Below are 14,280 nucleotides of genomic sequence, written 5' to 3'. Positions count from 1 at the left end.
GAGCTGATCATGGCCCAGACAATCGCATCCGTACCCGAAAAGACGCAAAGCACGCGTAATACGCGTACAGGGCTGATCTTTCTGGGCGTCGCGCTGGGCATGCTCGGGCTGGGCTATGCGGCGGTGCCGCTGTATCGCATTTTCTGTCAGGTTACCGGCATCGACGGCACTACCCAGCGCGCCAGCGCGGCACAGGCATCGGAAGTCAAGGCGACGGGCAACCGCATTTCGGTGCGCTTTGACGGCAATGTCGCGACCGGTCTGCCATGGTCGTTCCATCCGATGCAGACGACCAGCAATGTGATGATCGGCGAAAAGGCACTGGCGAAATACGAGGCGCGGAATAATTCCGCGCGCGAGATTACCGGCACCGCCGTATTCAATGTCAGCCCCGTTCAGGCGGGCAAATATTTTAACAAGATCGAATGCTTCTGCTTTACCGAGCAGACGTTGAAGCCCGGAGAGGACGTCGAGATGCCCGTCATCTATTACGTCGATCCGGCAATTCTGGAAGATCCCGATACAAAGGATATCCAGCAGATTACGCTGAGCTACAGCTTCTATGAGAGCGACCGGCTGTAAGGGCTGTCGCACGCGGGGAAGAAGGCTTATCGGGATTAGCGGCGTAAAGCCTCTGGACCATACGGGGTCTGCTGGCTAAAGCGCGGCGCAAAGGTTTGGGTTTTGCTAGGGGGCGCAACCGCCCTCTTACGCGATCAGTAAGGGAAGACACGCGACAATGGCCGGCACCAAGAACCACGATTATCACATTCTGCCGACCGATCCCTGGCCGTTTCTCACCTCGCTTTCGGCGCTGGTGATGACCACGGGTCTCGCGCTGTTCATGCACGACTATCCGTTCGGCACCTATCTGTTGATCGCGGGCGTCATTGGCCTGCTGATCTCGATGTTCAGCTGGTTCGGCAATATCATCAAGGAAGCACATGCAGGCGACCACACGCCGGTGGTGCAGTTGCACCAGCGCTATGGCATGATCCTGTTCATCGCTTCGGAAGTGATGTTCTTCGTCGGCTGGTTCTGGGCCTTTTTCGACTTCTCGCTGTTCCCCAGCACTCTGGCCGAATCGGTCGGGGGCGTCTGGCCGCCCGAAGATATCCACGCCGTGATGGATCCGTTCGATCTGCCGCTGCTGAACACGCTGATCCTGCTGTGTTCGGGCACCACGGTGACCTGGGCGCACCACTCGCTGATCCACGGCGACCGCGAAGGGCTGAAGCAGGGGCTGTGGCTCACCGTCATTCTGGGCGTGCTGTTCAGCGCCATTCAGGCCTATGAATATATGCACGCGCCGTTCCCGTTCGGTGAGAATACCTATGGCTCGGTGTTCTACATGGCAACGGGCTTCCACGGCTTCCACGTGATCGTCGGCACCATCATGCTGATCGTCTGCCTGATCCGCGCCTATAAGGGTGACTTCACGCCCCGCCAGCACTTCGGTTTCGAAGCGGCAGCGTGGTACTGGCACTTCGTCGACGTGGTGTGGCTGTTCCTCTTCATCGCCGTCTATATCTGGGGCGGTTGGGGTGCGCCGATCCATTGATAGGCTGATGGCGGGGTCCGGACATTGACCGGCCTTGACCAGAAGGGGGGCGAAGATGCGTCCCCCGACAGCGGCGTGCCCGCAGACGGTACCAGTTCCGATCGCGGCGAAGGCCCCGATGTCGGTGCCGCATTGCGCAGTGCGGTGCGCGGGGAATGCCCGCGTTGCGGCGCAACCACCATGTTCGAAGGCGGACTGCCGGCCGGATGGGTCCGCTTTGCCGCGAAATGCGGTTCCTGCGGGCTGGACTATGCACGGTTCAATGTGGGCGATGGTCCGGCCGCTTTTCTGACGCTGATTATCGGCACCATCATCACGGGTCTGGCGATCTGGCTCGATCTGGCGGTCAATCCGCCGTTCTGGGTGCATGTGATCCTGTGGGTGCCGCTGACGGCGATCATGGTGATGGGTGGATTGCGCGTGGCCAAGGGGTTGCTGCTGATCGTGGAATACCACCGCGATGCGCGTGAAGCGGGCGGGCGCGATCCGGACGATCGATGAAACGCCTGCCGCTTATTCCGACCATTCTGGTGCTTGGTGCCGTTGCCGTGATGATCGGCCTTGGCGTGTGGCAGATCCAGCGCGCCCAGTGGAAGCACGCACTTCTGTCCCGCTATGCCGCTGCAGCGCAGGATGATACGCCCGTCGCATGGCCGTTGTCGCCCGACCAATTCGAACCGGCCTATTACCGCCGCTCCGCCTTCACCTGTGCAGAAGTCACGGGCCGCGACGCCATTGCGGGCCGCAATGCCGATAATGCTTCGGGCTGGGTCCAGATTGCCCGCTGCCGCACGGACGAAGGGAACGAGGCTGCGGTGCAACTTGGCTGGACGCAGAACCCGCAGCCCGTCGACTGGGCTGGCGGAGATGTCACGGGCCGCATCACTCGCTATGGCGAGGGCGTACGGCTGGTCGCCGATCCGCCGCTGGCCGGGCTTGCCCCCAATGCCCCGCCCGATCCGCGCGAACTGCCCGATAACCATATGGCCTATGCGTTTCAGTGGTTCTTTTTCGCGATCACCGCGCTCGTCATCTATTTTCTGGCGCTGCGGCGGATGCGCGGGAAATCGGGGCAATAGGGCCCCCGGCCCGCTCTGTCTTGCCTTGACGCGCCAGCGGGGCTAACCGCGCGCCTCATGGATTACATCAGCACCCGTGGCAGCGCAGCGCCGCTCGATTTCCGTTCGGTTACGCTCGCGGGCCTTGCCAGCGACGGCGGGCTTTACGTGCCGCGCGAATGGCCGCGCTTTTCGGCCGATGACATTGCCGCGATGGCGGGGCTTCCCTATGCGGAGCTCGCCGCAAAAATCATGCAGCCCTTCGTCGGCACCTGCATCGCGCCCGAACGCCTGCTGGAACTGACGACGCAGGCCTATGGCCGTTTCGCGCACAAGGCCGTGACCCCGCTGACCCAGTTTGACGAGCGGAACTGGCTGCTCGAACTGTTTCACGGGCCGACCCTGGCGTTCAAGGATGTGGCGCTGCAACTCCTTGGCCTGTTGTTCGAGGAATTCCTCAAGGACAGCGACCAGCATCTTACCATCGTCGGCGCGACCAGCGGCGATACCGGCAGCGCCGCGATCGACGCGGTGGCGGGGCGCGCGAAGATCGATATCTTCATGTTGCACCCCAAGGGCCGCGTGTCGGAAGTTCAGCGCCGCCAGATGACCAGCGTGATCGCGCCCAATGTGCATAATATCGCGCTGGAAAACGCCAGTTTCGACGATGCGCAGGCCATGGTGAAGCGCATGTTCGCCGACACGGCGATGACGGGTCGTTTCCGCATCACGGCAGTGAATTCGATCAACTGGGCGCGGCTGATGGCGCAGGTCGTGTATTACTTTGCCGCCGCGATCCAGCTGGGCGCGCCGCATCGCAAGGTCGCCTTCAGTGTGCCGACGGGCAATTTCGGCGACGTCTTCGCCGGGCATGTGGCCGCGCGCATGGGCCTGCCGGTCGGGCAACTGATCGTCGCGACCAATGTGAACGACATTCTGCACCGCGCTTTGTCGACCGGCGACTATTCGGCGCATGGCGTTACGCCCACGGAAGCGCCGTCGATGGACATTCAGGTGTCGTCGAATTTCGAACGGCTTCTGTTCGATGCGGGCGGGCGCGACGGGGCGGCGCTGGCCGAACAGATGCGCGGGTTCGAGGCGTCGAAGGCCATGCAACTGACCAATGCGCAGCGCGAAGGGGCCGCGAGCCTGTTTGCCAGCGCGCGCGCCGATGCGGACCAGATGCGCGCCGCGATGCGCTGGGCCTATGACAATTGCGGCAAGGTGATCGACCCGCATACTGCAATCGGCTTGTCCGCCGCGCTGGAGGCCGATCTGCCGCGCGGCGTGCCGGTTGTAACGCTGGCCACTGCCGATGCCGCCAAATTCGCCCCCGCGGTTGAGGCTGCCATTGGCGTGTCGCCTGTGCTGCCGCCGCGCATTGCCGATCTGATGGATCGCGAAGAGGCCTGCACCGATCTGCTGGGCACTTACGAAGCGGTCGCCGAGTTCGTGGCGGCCAATGCCACCGAAAGCCCTGCCTGAAACCGCTATGGCGCAACTGATCGAACTTCCCCAATTGCTGGTCGGCGAGGGCTGGGCGGATTACGCCCTGCTCGATAGCGGCGAGGGGCGGAAATTCGAGCAATATGGCCCCTATCGCTTTATCCGGCCCGAGCCGCAGGCGATGTGGAAGCCGCGGCTGGGCGATTGGGACGCCCATGGCGAATTCGTGCCCGGTTCGGACGAGGATGGCGGCGGGCGCTGGCAATTCACAAAGCCCGTCCCCGAAAATGGCTGGCCGCTGGCATGGCGCGAGGTGAATTTCACCGCCCAGTGCACACCGTTCCGCCATCTGGGCTTCTTTCCCGATATGGCGCCGGTGTGGGACTGGATGGACGGCATGCTGGAGGGGAAGAGCGACCCGCAGACGCTGAACCTGTTCGGCTATACCGGCGTGGGTTCGCTGTCGCTGGCGCGGCGCGGGTCGGTGGCGCATGTCGATGCCAGCAAGAAATCGGTGGCGCAGGCGCGCGACAATGCCGATGCCAGCGGCATGGGCGATGCTCCGGTCCGCTGGCTGGTGGACGATGCCGCCAAATTCGCCGCGCGAGAGGTGCGGCGCGAAAAACGCTATGACGGCATTATCCTCGACCCGCCGAAATTCGGGCGCGGACCGAAGAACGAGACGTGGCGGATCGAGGAAAGCCTTGCCCCGCTGATCGCCGATTGCCGCCAGTTGCTCGACGCCGATTCGCGCTTTCTGTTCCTGACTGCCTATGCCGTGCGGATGAGCTCGCTTTCGCTGGCGGGGCTGCTGGACGAACAATTCGCCGCGCTGCCGGGCCGGATCGAACATGGCGAACTGGCCGTGCGAGAGGCTGCTGTCCCCGACAGCGAAACGCGCCGAATCCTGCCCACCGCCATTTTCGCGCGCTGGGCCAATGATTGAGGATCATGCTGTGAACGATTCCCTGATCCTTGAAGTCGATGATCTTGTGGTGGACGTGCTGACCGGCATCTACTCGGAAGAGACCGGCAAGCCCCAACCCTTGCGCATCTCGATCGCGGTGGAGCTGGAAATGCCCGAGCGGTTCGAGCCCGACACGCCGCTGGACGCCAGCAAGAATTACATGGACCTGAAATTCGCCGCGACAGAGGCTTTGCCCCCCGGCGTCCATTTCAAGCTGATCGAGGCGGTGGGCGACCACATCTGCGATAGCCTGTTTGTTCAGGATGCGCGGGTGAAATGGGTGCGGGTCAAGATCGTGAAGCTGGCCATTGCCGAGCAAGACGAAAAGATCGGCATGACGCTGACGCGTCATCGCAGGTGACGGCGGCGATGGACGGCGAGGCGGTTTTGCAGGTCGAGTTGGGCGGTGCCGATCCGCTGGCCGCCGCGGCGGTGTTCCACCAGCATCATCTGCCTCGCGCCGTCGAACTGCTGGGTCGCGGTTGCCGGTCCATCGTGCTGCAATTCGAATATGCGCCCGAAAAGCCGCACCGCTGGCGGAAAGAGGCAGTCGCCGCGCTGGCCCGCGCGGCGATTCCGGCGCGGGTAAACGGCGTGGCCCCCGCATCCGCAACGCCGGATGATGACGCGATTGCGTCGACGATTGCCTTTCTGCACGCGAACGAAGGCGTGACGGGGCAATTGCTCCTTGCGGGAACAGGTGATCCGCTCTGAACACTTGGCGGGCCCCGATCGCTCTGTCACAATGCATGCGATGAGCACTGGTCAGCACAAACCTCTGGTCGATGGCTTCGGTCGCCATATCACCTATCTGCGGCTGTCGCTGACGGATCGCTGCGATCTGCGCTGCACCTATTGCATGCCCGAACGCATGACGTTCCTGCCCCGCGCCGAGGTGCTGACGCTGGAAGAGGCGCATCGCATCGCGCTCGCCTTTATCGACCGCGGCGTCACCAAGATCCGGCTGACCGGGGGGGAGCCGCTGGTGCGGCGCGACATGATCGATCTGGTGCGCGCCCTGGGACGTCGCATCGGGGATGGTCTGGAAGAGCTGACGCTGACCACCAATGGCACGCAGCTGGCCGATTTCGCAGACGATCTTGCGGCAGCGGGCGTCCGGCGCGTGAATGTCTCGCTCGACACGCTGGACCGCACGACTTTTGAACGTCTGGCCCGGCGCGACCGGCTGGACGCGGTGCTGCAAGGGATCGCCGCCGCACGCGACGCGGGGCTGAAAATCAAGCTCAACACCGTCGCGTTGAAGGGTGTGAACGAGCAGGATATCCCCGCCATGGTCGAATGGGCGCACGGGCAGGGCCATGACATGACCCTGATCGAGGTAATGCCGCTGGGCGAGGTCGATGGCGAACGGATCGACCATTACCTGCCGCTGGATGCCGTGCGCCGCGATCTGGAGGCGCGCTGGACGTTGACCCCTAGCGGACATCGCACGGGCGGGCCTTCGCGCTATGTCAATGTGGCGGAAACGGGTGGCAGGCTGGGCTTTATCACGCCGCTGACAGGCAATTTCTGCGACGGCTGCAATCGCGTGCGGTTGACCGCGACGGGCCAGCTTTACGCCTGCCTTGGCGGGCGCGAGCAGGTCGACCTGCGCGCCGCCGTGCGGTCTGCCGATCCCGACGGCGCAGTGGCACAGGCGCTGGATACGGCGATGGCGATCAAGCCCGAACGCCATCATTTCGCGATCCGCAAAGCGGGTGAGGCACCGGCACTGGCCCGCCATATGTCGGTCACCGGCGGCTAGGTCCGGTTCTTATGTCGCTGACGCTTCTGTTTCTCGGCAAGCTCGAGGATGCGGCGGGTGCGCCCGAATTGTCGCTCGACATCGAACGTCCGCTGACCCTGTCGGAGATTGCCGAACGGCTCGAACCGCGCCTTGCGGTGGCGATATCCGCCGCGAATGTGCGTATCGCGCTCAACGGCTCGCTGGTGGGCGCGGGCGCATGGAGTGCGAAAAGCGGCGACGAGCTGGCCTTTCTGCCGCCCGTCAGCGGCGGTTGAGCGCGCCATGATCCGCGATGTCCGCCTTGCCCATGCCGGTTTCGATCCGGCGTTTGAATTACGGCAATTCACCGCGCGTCAGGATGCGGGCGGCGTGGTCAGCTTCCTTGGCAAGGTCCGCGCCGAAGGGGGCGCCGCTGCGGTAGAGGCGCTGGAACTGCGCCATTACGCGCCGCTGACCCTGTCGGGGATGGAGGAACTGGCCATGCGGGCAGAACGCCACTGGCGCCTTACCGGCCTGCTGGTCATCCACCGCGAGGGGCGGATGGTGCCGGGCGATCCCATCGTGCTGGTCGCATGCGGCGCGCGTCACCGCCGCGATGCGTTCGAGGCGTGCGACTTTCTGATGGACCATCTGAAGTCCGAAAGCTGGTTCTGGAAGCGCGAGAAAACGTCGCAAGGCTGGCACTGGGTCGAGCCGCGCGAACAGGACCGTGAAGACCTGTCGCGCTGGGCGCATATCGCCTGATCAGACGCTCATTGGCTTCATTGGCCCATTGGCGCCGTCAGCGCCTGCAACGCGGCGTCTTCCTCTGCGACCAGCGCGGCCACTTCCTCGCGCGCGGCGGCAATTTCGGGCAGGCCCTGTGCCGCGCCCGTATCGGCGGCGGTCACTGCGCCCACGGCCAGCATCGAATCAAGCTCGGCCAGCGCAAACATCGTATCGCTGCGTGCCGATTCGACATCGCTGATCGCGACGATGGCATCGGACCAGCGCGTGCTGCCCTGCGCCGCTCCTCTGGCGGCATTGGCGCGCGCCCGCGCGGCGCTGGCGCGGCGCAGGAAAACAGCATGCGAGGCGCTGGCCTGTTCGCGCAATTCGGCGATCCGGCCGTTCAGACCCGTCGGAAGGGGCGCGGGCGCGGCGGGGGTCGCGATATCGGGTTCGGCAGGCGGGGCATTGCCCTCCACCCGTTCGAAATCGCGCCTTTCCAGCGAGGGATAGCGCGAATCGCTGGCGCAGGCCGACACGATCAGCGATGCGGGAATGGCGACAAGGAAAAGGCGCTGTGCAATCATCACCGCGCCTGATAGCAGCTTGGAAGCGATCCGCCAGCCAAATGGCTGCGGGGAAGCAGGGCGGGTGGTACGGCCCGCCGGACGCCCCTTTCCAATTGACAGCGGCAGTCATTGCCAGTAACGGGCACCGCTCAATCCGGCATCCCGTGCTTTTGCGCGCTGTAATTGCATTGGGCCGGAATAATCGTCCGCAGATCGGCACGGATACAACATCGGCGCTTTGACGTCGGGTCGTGGCTTCGCGGCAGAACAGACAGGTTTGAACATGTTCGCAATCGTGCGCACGGGCGGCAAGCAGTATCGCGTTGCCGCAGGAGACAAGATCGCGGTCGAGAAGCTGGCGGGTGAAGCCGGCGACAAGATCGAACTGGGCGACATCCTGCTCGCAGGTGAAGGCTCGGACCTCAAGGACGCCTCGAAGGTCAAGGTTTCGGCCGAGATCATCGCGCAGGCAAAGTCGGAAAAGGTGATCGTTTTCAAAAAGCGTCGTCGCCACAACTATCGCCGTCGCAACGGACACCGCCAGCAGATGACCCTGCTGCGCATCGTGTCGGTCGGCTGAACCCAAAGTAGGAGCACACAACCATGGCACATAAAAAAGCAGGCGGCTCCTCGCGCAACGGCCGCGATTCGGTTGGCCGTCGCCTTGGCGTCAAGAAATTCGGTGGCCAGGACGTGGTCGGCGGCAACATCATCGTGCGTCAGCGCGGGACCAAGGTTTACCCCGGCGTGAACGTCGGCATGGGCAAGGACCACACGCTGTTCGCCCTGACCGAAGGCAAGGTCCGCTTCCACGATGGCAAGCTTGGCCGTAAATTCGTGTCGGTCGACGTGCTGGCGGAAGCCGCCGAGTAAGGGATAGATCCTAGCGATAGGCCGTCCCTTTAAACGGACGGCCCCGCCGGCACAGACCGGCTTGAAGGGAGAGGGCCACGCGGCCAGTCTCCCTTTTTCGCGTCGGTTTTGCGGGTGGGCGGGGGCATCTTCGGTGCCCGCCACAGGTCATCGCATTCAGGGAACCCGATCAAAAACAGATGGTTAACGCCCATAACCGGACACGGCATCTGGACAGCACGGCCAATTTTTCATGGCCGGTATCACCATATTGAAACGCGGCAGGCCTAGTGGCTCGACCGCGCCATTAGGGAGCGGAACCTTGTTTATCCGTAGCGACAATCTTTTCCTTCGGCCTGCATGGCCCGAAGACCGTGACAATCTGGACCGTGCGGGCGTTCCCGCCACCAACGATCCCCTGCGCCCCAACGATCTGGCGCACGGGCTGATCGTGACCATGCCGTCGATTGGGCAGGACCGCATTGCCGGAACTGCCGGTTTCGTCGCGCGCGGCGGTCGGTGGCAGCCGCGTATCTGGCTGGCCCCTGCGTTCCGTCACCTTGGCCTGTTTGATGAGGTGGAGGAGGCGATGTTCACGCTGATGGCGCAAATGCCCGACCCGTCGGGCCCGCGCCATATTCCGGCAATGGAATTGCAGGCGGCGTGAACTGCACGGGCGCAAGCGAAAAACGCAAGCGCAACTATAGCATAGTTAATTGTTACCGTTGATAATTTTGTGTATCAGCGTGAAAGGGTCGCGTCTTAACAATTGAAATCCGGTGGCAACAAGAAAACGACTTAGCCAGGAAGACAGCCAGCGCGCTGCGCTGGAAGCGGCGCGCGAACTGCTGATTGAATCGGGTCCGCAATCGCTGACGCTCAAGGCCGTGGCAGCGCGGATCGGGCGTACCCATTCCAATCTTCTCCACCATTTCGGCAGCGCGGCAGGCCTGCAAAAGGCGCTGGCGGGTTTCCTTGCCACGTCGATTTGCGAGACTATCGCCAAGGCGGTCGCCAAGCGGCGGGCGGGGCAAGGCAGCGCGCGCGAGCTGGTCGACCTGATCTTCGATGCGTTCGGACGCGAAGGGGCCGGAGCGCTCGCCAGCTGGACCATGGTATCGGGCAATCGCGATACGCTGGACCCGATCTTCGACACGATCCACGCTATGGTCGAGGAACTGGGACCCGAGGGCGAAGACTGGCAACGCGTGCGCGAGGTGACGATGGTGATCGTGCTGCAGGCGCTGGGCGATGCGATTATCGGCGATTCGCTGGCCGGGTCGCTCGACCTGCCGCGCGAATCGGCGCGCGATCTGGCCACGCGGCAATTGATCGCCATGCTGCCTCGCGGAGAGAGCGTTTAACTCTTCGCGGGCGTCTCAGTGCCTTCCGCATTGTCCAGAACAAGCCAGCCGGGCCAGAGTGCCGGATCGGTATCGGCCAGGCGGACATGGTCGACCGCCACCCCCAGATCGTCATAGGCGACGCGGCGGCGCGCCTCGTCGCTTTGCGCGATGGGCAGCACCAGCAGGCGCCGGTTCACTTTCTGGCGCCAGTTCATGCGGGCGGTGTTTTCCTGCCCGATGTAACAGCCCTTGCGGAAATTCACGCCGTGCAGTTCGGCGGCATTGCATTCCAGCCAGAGTGTCTGGTCGAAACCCAGTTCGCCGCGCCCTTCGGTCACGCCCAGTGACAGGCGATGCGCGCGATAGGCATCGTCGGCGCCGGGGCCGTCCGATTGCTCTGCCGGTAACAGCCAGCGCTGGCCCAGTGCGGCAAGACGCGGATCGTCGGCCCCGCCATCGCCGCGATGGCTGTTCCAGTGCACGTCGACCGCAGGGTCCACGGCAATCGCGATCTTGCGGCGCAAGCGATACAGCGAAAGCTTTCGGACCAGCTCGTCCGCATGATCGCGTTCGCATTCGATCAGCAAATCCTCGCCACTGGGCCAGACGAAAAAGTCGAACAGCACCTTGCCCTGCGGCGATAGCAATGCAGCCCATACGGGCAGGGGGGCGGTGACATCATTGGTGACCAGCCCTTGCAGGAAGTCGACGACATCCGTGCCCCCGCTCTCACCTTCACCCGTCAGACGGATGATCGCGCGATCCTTCAGTCGGGTGACATCGTGGCGAGAGGGCGTATCGGTCATGGGCTGCTGTCCTTTTGCCGGTCCGGCGCAATGCGTATCTGGCCGATGTAGGAACGACCCGCACAAAGATAAGCGCTTGCGCGTGATTTCCCGTCAGACAGGCGGCTGGGCGCGGCGTCGGGCGCGTGTGCGCAGCAGCAGGTCGGCGCAGAAAATGGCGATGGCCGTCCAGATGATGACGAAACACACCAGCCTTACGGGATCGAGCATTTCGCCCAGAACCGTCAGTCCCAGCAGAAACACGATCGTCGGTGCCAGAAACTGCACGAAGCCAAGCGTGGAGTAATCCATCCGCCGCGCCGCCGTTGCGAACAGCAGCAGCGGGATCGCCGTCCACAGCCCCGCACCGAACAGCAGGCCATGCCCCCACAGGTCGCCGCCAATGCCATTGGTCGCGGCGGGGGCCAGCGCGATGGCGATCACGGCAGGCACGGCAAGGATCAGCACTTCCACCGTCAGCCCGGGCAATGCGCCCACCGGCACACGCTTGCGCAGCAGGCCATAGGCGGCAAATGTCAGCGCCAGCATCAGGCTGATATACAGCGTATCCAGCGCTTTTGCCGCCAGAATGGCAACGCCGATACCGGCCACGCCGACTGCCAGCCATTGCATGCGCGTCAGCCGCTCTTTCAGGAAAATCGTCCCCAGAAGCACATTGACCAGTGGGTTGATGTAATAGCCGAGGCTGGCTGCATAGAATGCACCGCGCTGCACGGCGATGATATAGACGATCCAGTTGCTGCTGATCAGCAGGCTGGACAGCAGCAGCACGCCCAGAATGCGCGGATTGGTCAGCGCGGCCTTCACCTCGGCGATCTGGCCGCGCAGCGCGATGGCGACGGCGCAGACGGGAATGGTCCAAAGCGTCCGCCAGCCGACGAGCGCAAACGGGTTCACCGCATTCAAAAGCACCAGATAGAGCGGCAGGAAACCCCACAGCGTATAAGCGCCCAGGGCAAAGGGAAGGCCGCGCGGGGCAGGGCTCTCGGTGGTCGGAACGGGCGAAGGGCTGCTCATGATTCCGCGCGCCTAGAGCGGGCCCGACGCGATGCAAAGCCCAAACGTTTGCAATCTGCGACAAGCCGTTCAGAAAAGGGGCATTCTTTCTGAAAATAAACGGGCCATTCTGTGAGTGTTCATTTTCACAAGCCTAATTCTGAACTCACAACGCCGAGGCATCCAACCGACGCGGACCGGAATTGAAGGAGAATGATAATGGCCCAGTTTCTGAAGCTTCGCACGATCGCCCTTGCGGCTGCCGTTCCCGCCATGGCCCTTTCGGCCCCCGCGGCACAGGCAGCGGCTTTTCCCGTAGAGGCGCCGCAGGCGCAGACCTCTCAGGTTATGACGGTCAGCGATCTGAACGCCAATCATGACCGTCGTTACAAGAACCGCGACCGGTATGGCCGCTATGACCGTTACGACCGGTATGACCGCCGCGACGAGCGTCTGCGCCACGACAGTCGCGTCTGGCGCGGGAATGACGGGCGCTATTACTGCAAGAAGGAAAACGGCACGACCGGCCTGTTGATCGGCGGCGCGGTGGGCGGCCTGGCCGGCCATGAGATCGCCAAGGACAAGACGCTGGGTGCGATCCTTGGTGCGGCGGGCGGTGCCCTGCTGGGCCGCGCCATCGACAAGAGCGATGCCCGCTGCCGTTAATCGTTAATCCGATTGAGAGGAGGCCGCGTCCCGCACTGTCGGGGCGCGGCCTTGGCCGTTCCGGCGACTTACTGGTGAAGCCCGACCCCGATCATCGCCCGCGGCTGGTCAATCTCGGCCGAGGCGACGGGATAGTTGCAGTAATCCACCGCGTAATAGGCGCCCGGCCGGTGGTTGCCCGACAGGCCCACCCCGCCGAAGGGCGCGTTCGACGATGCGCCATTGGTCGGCCGGTTCCAGTTCACGATGCCTGCCCTGATCTCGCGCCAGAACCGGTTGTACAGTTCGGGCGTGCCGCCCAGCAGCGATGCGGACAAGCCGTAATTGGTGTTGTTCGCTTCGGCGAGCGCTGCCTTGAAATTCGACACGCGGATCACCTGCAACAGCGGGCCGAACAGCTCCTCGTCGCGCCTGCCGTTCATATCGGTCACGTCGACGATGCCGGGGGTGAGGAAGGGCAGGCCTTCCTTCAAACGCTCGACCGGACGGATCACCCGGCCCCCGCGCGACACGATGCCGTTAAAGCCGCGTTCGACCACATCGGCGGCGACATTGTCGATCACCGGACCCATGAAGGGGGCAGGCTGGTCGAACGGAGCGCCCACGATGATGCGGTCGACCAGCTTGGTCAGCGCCTCCATCACCGGTTCGTACATCGTATCGCGCACGATCAGGCGTCGTGCGGCGGTGCAGCGCTGGCCCGCAGTGGTAAAGGCCGATTGCACGATGGTCGCCGCCGCATCCTGCAGCAGCGGCGTATCCCACACGATTAACGGGTTGTTGCCGCCCATTTCCAGTGCGGTGATGACGCCCGGCCGTTCGGCCAGCGCCTTGCGGATGGCGACGCCGGTATGCGACGATCCGGTGAACAAGACGCCGTCGATGCGTGGATCGGCTGTCAGCGCGCGGCCTTCCTCCGGTCCGCCCAGCAGCAGTTGGACCACGTTTTCGGGAAAGCCCGCTGCCTGGAAATAGCTGACGAGCCGTTCCCCCACCGCCGGTGTCTTTTCCGACGGCTTGAACACGACCGTATTGCCCGCCAGCAGGGCCGGAACGATATGGCCATTGGGCAGATGGGCGGGGAAATTATACGGGCCCAGTACGGCCATCACGCCATGCGGCTTGTGACGCAGCGCGCTTTTCGCGCCCATCGCCCCTTCGCTGGCGCGATTGCCCGCACGTTCGGCCTGCGCGGCGATAGAGATATCGACTTTGCCGATCACCGCCTGCACTTCGGTTTCGGCTTCCCACAGCGGCTTGCCGGTTTCGCGCGCGATCAGCTTTGCAAGGCTGTCGGCATCGGCGCGAACCTGGTTGGCGAAACGTTGCAGCAATTCGATCCGGCGCGACATCGGCTCTGCCGACCATGAAAGGAACGCGGTGCGCGAACGATCGAGGATGAGATTGCGATCGCCCGGTTCGCCGTGCCAGAAAATCTCGCCACTGGCGGGTTCGATCGAGGTCAGTTCGGTGGTCAAGTTGGCTCCGTCGGATGCGTGCCGGGGAAGGTCCGGCGCAGGCTCTAACCCATTGATGCCGCGCTGGCCAGACCGGCGTA

At 63.7% G+C, this 14,280-nt stretch carries 20 protein-coding genes; 16 read left to right on the top strand and 4 right to left on the bottom strand.

Annotated elements, in window-relative coordinates:
* Positions 1–9: 9 nt before the first annotated feature.
* The 11 genes from LOZ74_RS14020 (at position 10) to LOZ74_RS13970 (ending at position 7,523) form a co-directional block, all read left to right on the top strand.
* Positions 10–582 carry a cytochrome c oxidase assembly protein gene (locus LOZ74_RS14020; RefSeq protein ID WP_230291674.1) on the top strand — a complete coding sequence of 191 codons (573 nt, stop codon included), beginning with the start codon at positions 10–12 and terminating at the stop codon, positions 580–582.
* Between the two features lie 157 nt (positions 583–739).
* Positions 740–1,561, top strand: a complete 822-nt coding sequence (locus tag LOZ74_RS14015; protein ID WP_230291673.1) for a cytochrome c oxidase subunit 3 — start codon at positions 740–742, stop codon at positions 1,559–1,561.
* A 180-nt stretch (positions 1,562–1,741) separates the two neighbouring features.
* On the top strand, positions 1,742–2,062 hold the full coding sequence (locus tag LOZ74_RS14010; protein ID WP_230293901.1) for a DUF983 domain-containing protein: 321 nt from the start codon (positions 1,742–1,744) through the stop codon (positions 2,060–2,062).
* A complete protein-coding gene (locus tag LOZ74_RS14005; protein ID WP_230291672.1) occupies positions 2,059–2,640 on the top strand; it encodes an SURF1 family protein in 582 nt (193 codons plus the stop codon). The genes LOZ74_RS14010 and LOZ74_RS14005 overlap by 4 nt, the downstream gene beginning before the upstream one ends.
* Positions 2,641–2,697: 57 nt before the next feature.
* Positions 2,698–4,104, top strand: a complete 1,407-nt coding sequence (gene thrC / locus LOZ74_RS14000) for a threonine synthase (RefSeq protein WP_230291671.1) — start codon at positions 2,698–2,700, stop codon at positions 4,102–4,104.
* Positions 4,105–4,111: 7 nt separating this feature from the next.
* Positions 4,112–5,011, top strand: a complete 900-nt coding sequence (locus tag LOZ74_RS13995) for a class I SAM-dependent methyltransferase (RefSeq protein WP_230291670.1) — start codon at positions 4,112–4,114, stop codon at positions 5,009–5,011.
* 10 nt (positions 5,012–5,021) lie between these two features.
* Entirely contained in the window at positions 5,022–5,393 is a 372-nt protein-coding gene (locus LOZ74_RS13990) for a dihydroneopterin aldolase (RefSeq protein ID WP_230291669.1), read from the top strand.
* Positions 5,390–5,746: a Rossmann fold domain-containing protein gene (locus tag LOZ74_RS13985; RefSeq protein ID WP_230291668.1), complete on the top strand. Its 357-nt coding sequence runs from the start codon at positions 5,390–5,392 to the stop codon at positions 5,744–5,746. Before LOZ74_RS13990 ends, LOZ74_RS13985 begins: the two co-directional genes overlap by 4 nt.
* A 40-nt stretch (positions 5,747–5,786) precedes the next feature.
* Positions 5,787–6,797 carry a GTP 3',8-cyclase MoaA gene (gene moaA / locus LOZ74_RS13980; RefSeq protein WP_230291667.1) on the top strand — a complete coding sequence of 337 codons (1,011 nt, stop codon included), beginning with the start codon at positions 5,787–5,789 and terminating at the stop codon, positions 6,795–6,797.
* An 11-nt stretch (positions 6,798–6,808) separates the two neighbouring features.
* Positions 6,809–7,054, top strand: a complete 246-nt coding sequence (locus LOZ74_RS13975) for a MoaD/ThiS family protein (protein ID WP_230280310.1) — start codon at positions 6,809–6,811, stop codon at positions 7,052–7,054.
* 10 nt (positions 7,055–7,064) lie between these two features.
* Positions 7,065–7,523, top strand: coding sequence for a molybdenum cofactor biosynthesis protein MoaE (locus LOZ74_RS13970; protein WP_230293900.1), 459 nt, complete (start codon positions 7,065–7,067; stop codon positions 7,521–7,523).
* A gap of 17 nt (positions 7,524–7,540) precedes the next feature.
* Here the strand turns inward: LOZ74_RS13970 and LOZ74_RS13965 are convergent, their stop codons facing one another.
* Complete coding sequence (locus LOZ74_RS13965; protein ID WP_230291666.1) at positions 7,541–8,074, bottom strand: hypothetical protein; 534 nt, start codon at positions 8,072–8,074, stop codon at positions 7,541–7,543.
* Between the two features lie 265 nt (positions 8,075–8,339).
* On the opposite strand from LOZ74_RS13965, the gene rplU reads away from it, so the two are divergent.
* The 4 genes from rplU to LOZ74_RS13945 all read left to right on the top strand — a co-directional run bounded on the left by rplU (position 8,340) and on the right by LOZ74_RS13945 (position 10,272).
* The gene (gene rplU / locus LOZ74_RS13960; RefSeq protein WP_230281937.1) at positions 8,340–8,636 is read left to right on the top strand and encodes a 50S ribosomal protein L21; all 297 of its coding nucleotides are present in this window, start codon (positions 8,340–8,342) and stop codon (positions 8,634–8,636) included.
* A gap of 23 nt (positions 8,637–8,659) precedes the next feature.
* Positions 8,660–8,929: a 50S ribosomal protein L27 gene (rpmA, locus tag LOZ74_RS13955; protein WP_230280312.1), complete on the top strand. Its 270-nt coding sequence runs from the start codon at positions 8,660–8,662 to the stop codon at positions 8,927–8,929.
* Between the two features lie 301 nt (positions 8,930–9,230).
* Positions 9,231–9,575: a hypothetical protein gene (locus LOZ74_RS13950; RefSeq protein ID WP_230291664.1), complete on the top strand. Its 345-nt coding sequence runs from the start codon at positions 9,231–9,233 to the stop codon at positions 9,573–9,575.
* A gap of 112 nt (positions 9,576–9,687) precedes the next feature.
* Positions 9,688–10,272, top strand: coding sequence for a helix-turn-helix domain-containing protein (locus LOZ74_RS13945; RefSeq protein ID WP_230291663.1), 585 nt, complete (start codon positions 9,688–9,690; stop codon positions 10,270–10,272).
* Here the strand turns inward: LOZ74_RS13945 and LOZ74_RS13940 are convergent.
* Together LOZ74_RS13940 and rarD are read right to left on the bottom strand one after the other, a co-directional pair.
* A complete protein-coding gene (locus LOZ74_RS13940) occupies positions 10,269–11,060 on the bottom strand; it encodes a folate-binding protein YgfZ (protein WP_230291662.1) in 792 nt (263 codons plus the stop codon). The genes LOZ74_RS13945 and LOZ74_RS13940 overlap by 4 nt on opposite strands.
* 93 nt (positions 11,061–11,153) lie before the next feature.
* On the bottom strand, positions 11,154–12,077 hold the full coding sequence (gene rarD, locus LOZ74_RS13935) for an EamA family transporter RarD (RefSeq protein ID WP_230291661.1): 924 nt from the start codon (positions 12,075–12,077) through the stop codon (positions 11,154–11,156).
* A gap of 198 nt (positions 12,078–12,275) precedes the next feature.
* On the opposite strand from rarD, the gene LOZ74_RS13930 reads away from it, so the two are divergent.
* Positions 12,276–12,722 carry a glycine zipper 2TM domain-containing protein gene (locus LOZ74_RS13930; protein WP_230291660.1) on the top strand — a complete coding sequence of 149 codons (447 nt, stop codon included), beginning with the start codon at positions 12,276–12,278 and terminating at the stop codon, positions 12,720–12,722.
* Positions 12,723–12,790: 68 nt separating this feature from the next.
* Here the strand turns inward: LOZ74_RS13930 and astD are convergent, their stop codons facing one another.
* Positions 12,791–14,200, bottom strand: coding sequence for a succinylglutamate-semialdehyde dehydrogenase (gene astD, locus LOZ74_RS13925; RefSeq protein WP_230291659.1), 1,410 nt, complete (start codon positions 14,198–14,200; stop codon positions 12,791–12,793).
* Positions 14,201–14,280: the final 80 nt, after the last annotated feature.

Origin of the sequence: Croceicoccus sp. Ery5 (genome assembly GCF_020985325.1) — a bacterium.
GTDB lineage: Bacteria > Pseudomonadota > Alphaproteobacteria > Sphingomonadales > Sphingomonadaceae > Croceicoccus.
This window is presented reverse-complemented; position numbering and strand designations above follow the sequence as displayed.

Bases quoted from the DNA above. Each gene is read 5' to 3' on its own strand.
- moaA (WP_230291667.1), top strand. From the start codon at position 5,787: ATGAGCACTGGTCAGCACAAACCTCTGGTCGATGGCTTCGGTCGCCAT.
- LOZ74_RS13995 (WP_230291670.1), top strand. From the start codon at position 4,112: ATGGCGCAACTGATCGAACTTCCCCAATTGCTGGTCGGCGAGGGCTGG.
- LOZ74_RS14010 (WP_230293901.1), top strand. From the start codon at position 1,742: ATGTTCGAAGGCGGACTGCCGGCCGGATGGGTCCGCTTTGCCGCGAAA.
- LOZ74_RS13930 (WP_230291660.1), top strand. From the start codon at position 12,276: ATGGCCCAGTTTCTGAAGCTTCGCACGATCGCCCTTGCGGCTGCCGTT.
- rplU (WP_230281937.1), top strand. From the start codon at position 8,340: ATGTTCGCAATCGTGCGCACGGGCGGCAAGCAGTATCGCGTTGCCGCA.
- LOZ74_RS14015 (WP_230291673.1), top strand. From the start codon at position 740: ATGGCCGGCACCAAGAACCACGATTATCACATTCTGCCGACCGATCCC.
- LOZ74_RS14005 (WP_230291672.1), top strand. From the start codon at position 2,059: ATGAAACGCCTGCCGCTTATTCCGACCATTCTGGTGCTTGGTGCCGTT.
- LOZ74_RS14020 (WP_230291674.1), top strand. From the start codon at position 10: ATGGCCCAGACAATCGCATCCGTACCCGAAAAGACGCAAAGCACGCGT.
- rpmA (WP_230280312.1), top strand. From the start codon at position 8,660: ATGGCACATAAAAAAGCAGGCGGCTCCTCGCGCAACGGCCGCGATTCG.
- LOZ74_RS13965 (WP_230291666.1), bottom strand. From the start codon at position 8,074: ATGATTGCACAGCGCCTTTTCCTTGTCGCCATTCCCGCATCGCTGATC.
- LOZ74_RS13975 (WP_230280310.1), top strand. From the start codon at position 6,809: ATGTCGCTGACGCTTCTGTTTCTCGGCAAGCTCGAGGATGCGGCGGGT.
- rarD (WP_230291661.1), bottom strand. From the start codon at position 12,077: ATGAGCAGCCCTTCGCCCGTTCCGACCACCGAGAGCCCTGCCCCGCGC.
- LOZ74_RS13940 (WP_230291662.1), bottom strand. From the start codon at position 11,060: ATGACCGATACGCCCTCTCGCCACGATGTCACCCGACTGAAGGATCGC.
- thrC (WP_230291671.1), top strand. From the start codon at position 2,698: ATGGATTACATCAGCACCCGTGGCAGCGCAGCGCCGCTCGATTTCCGT.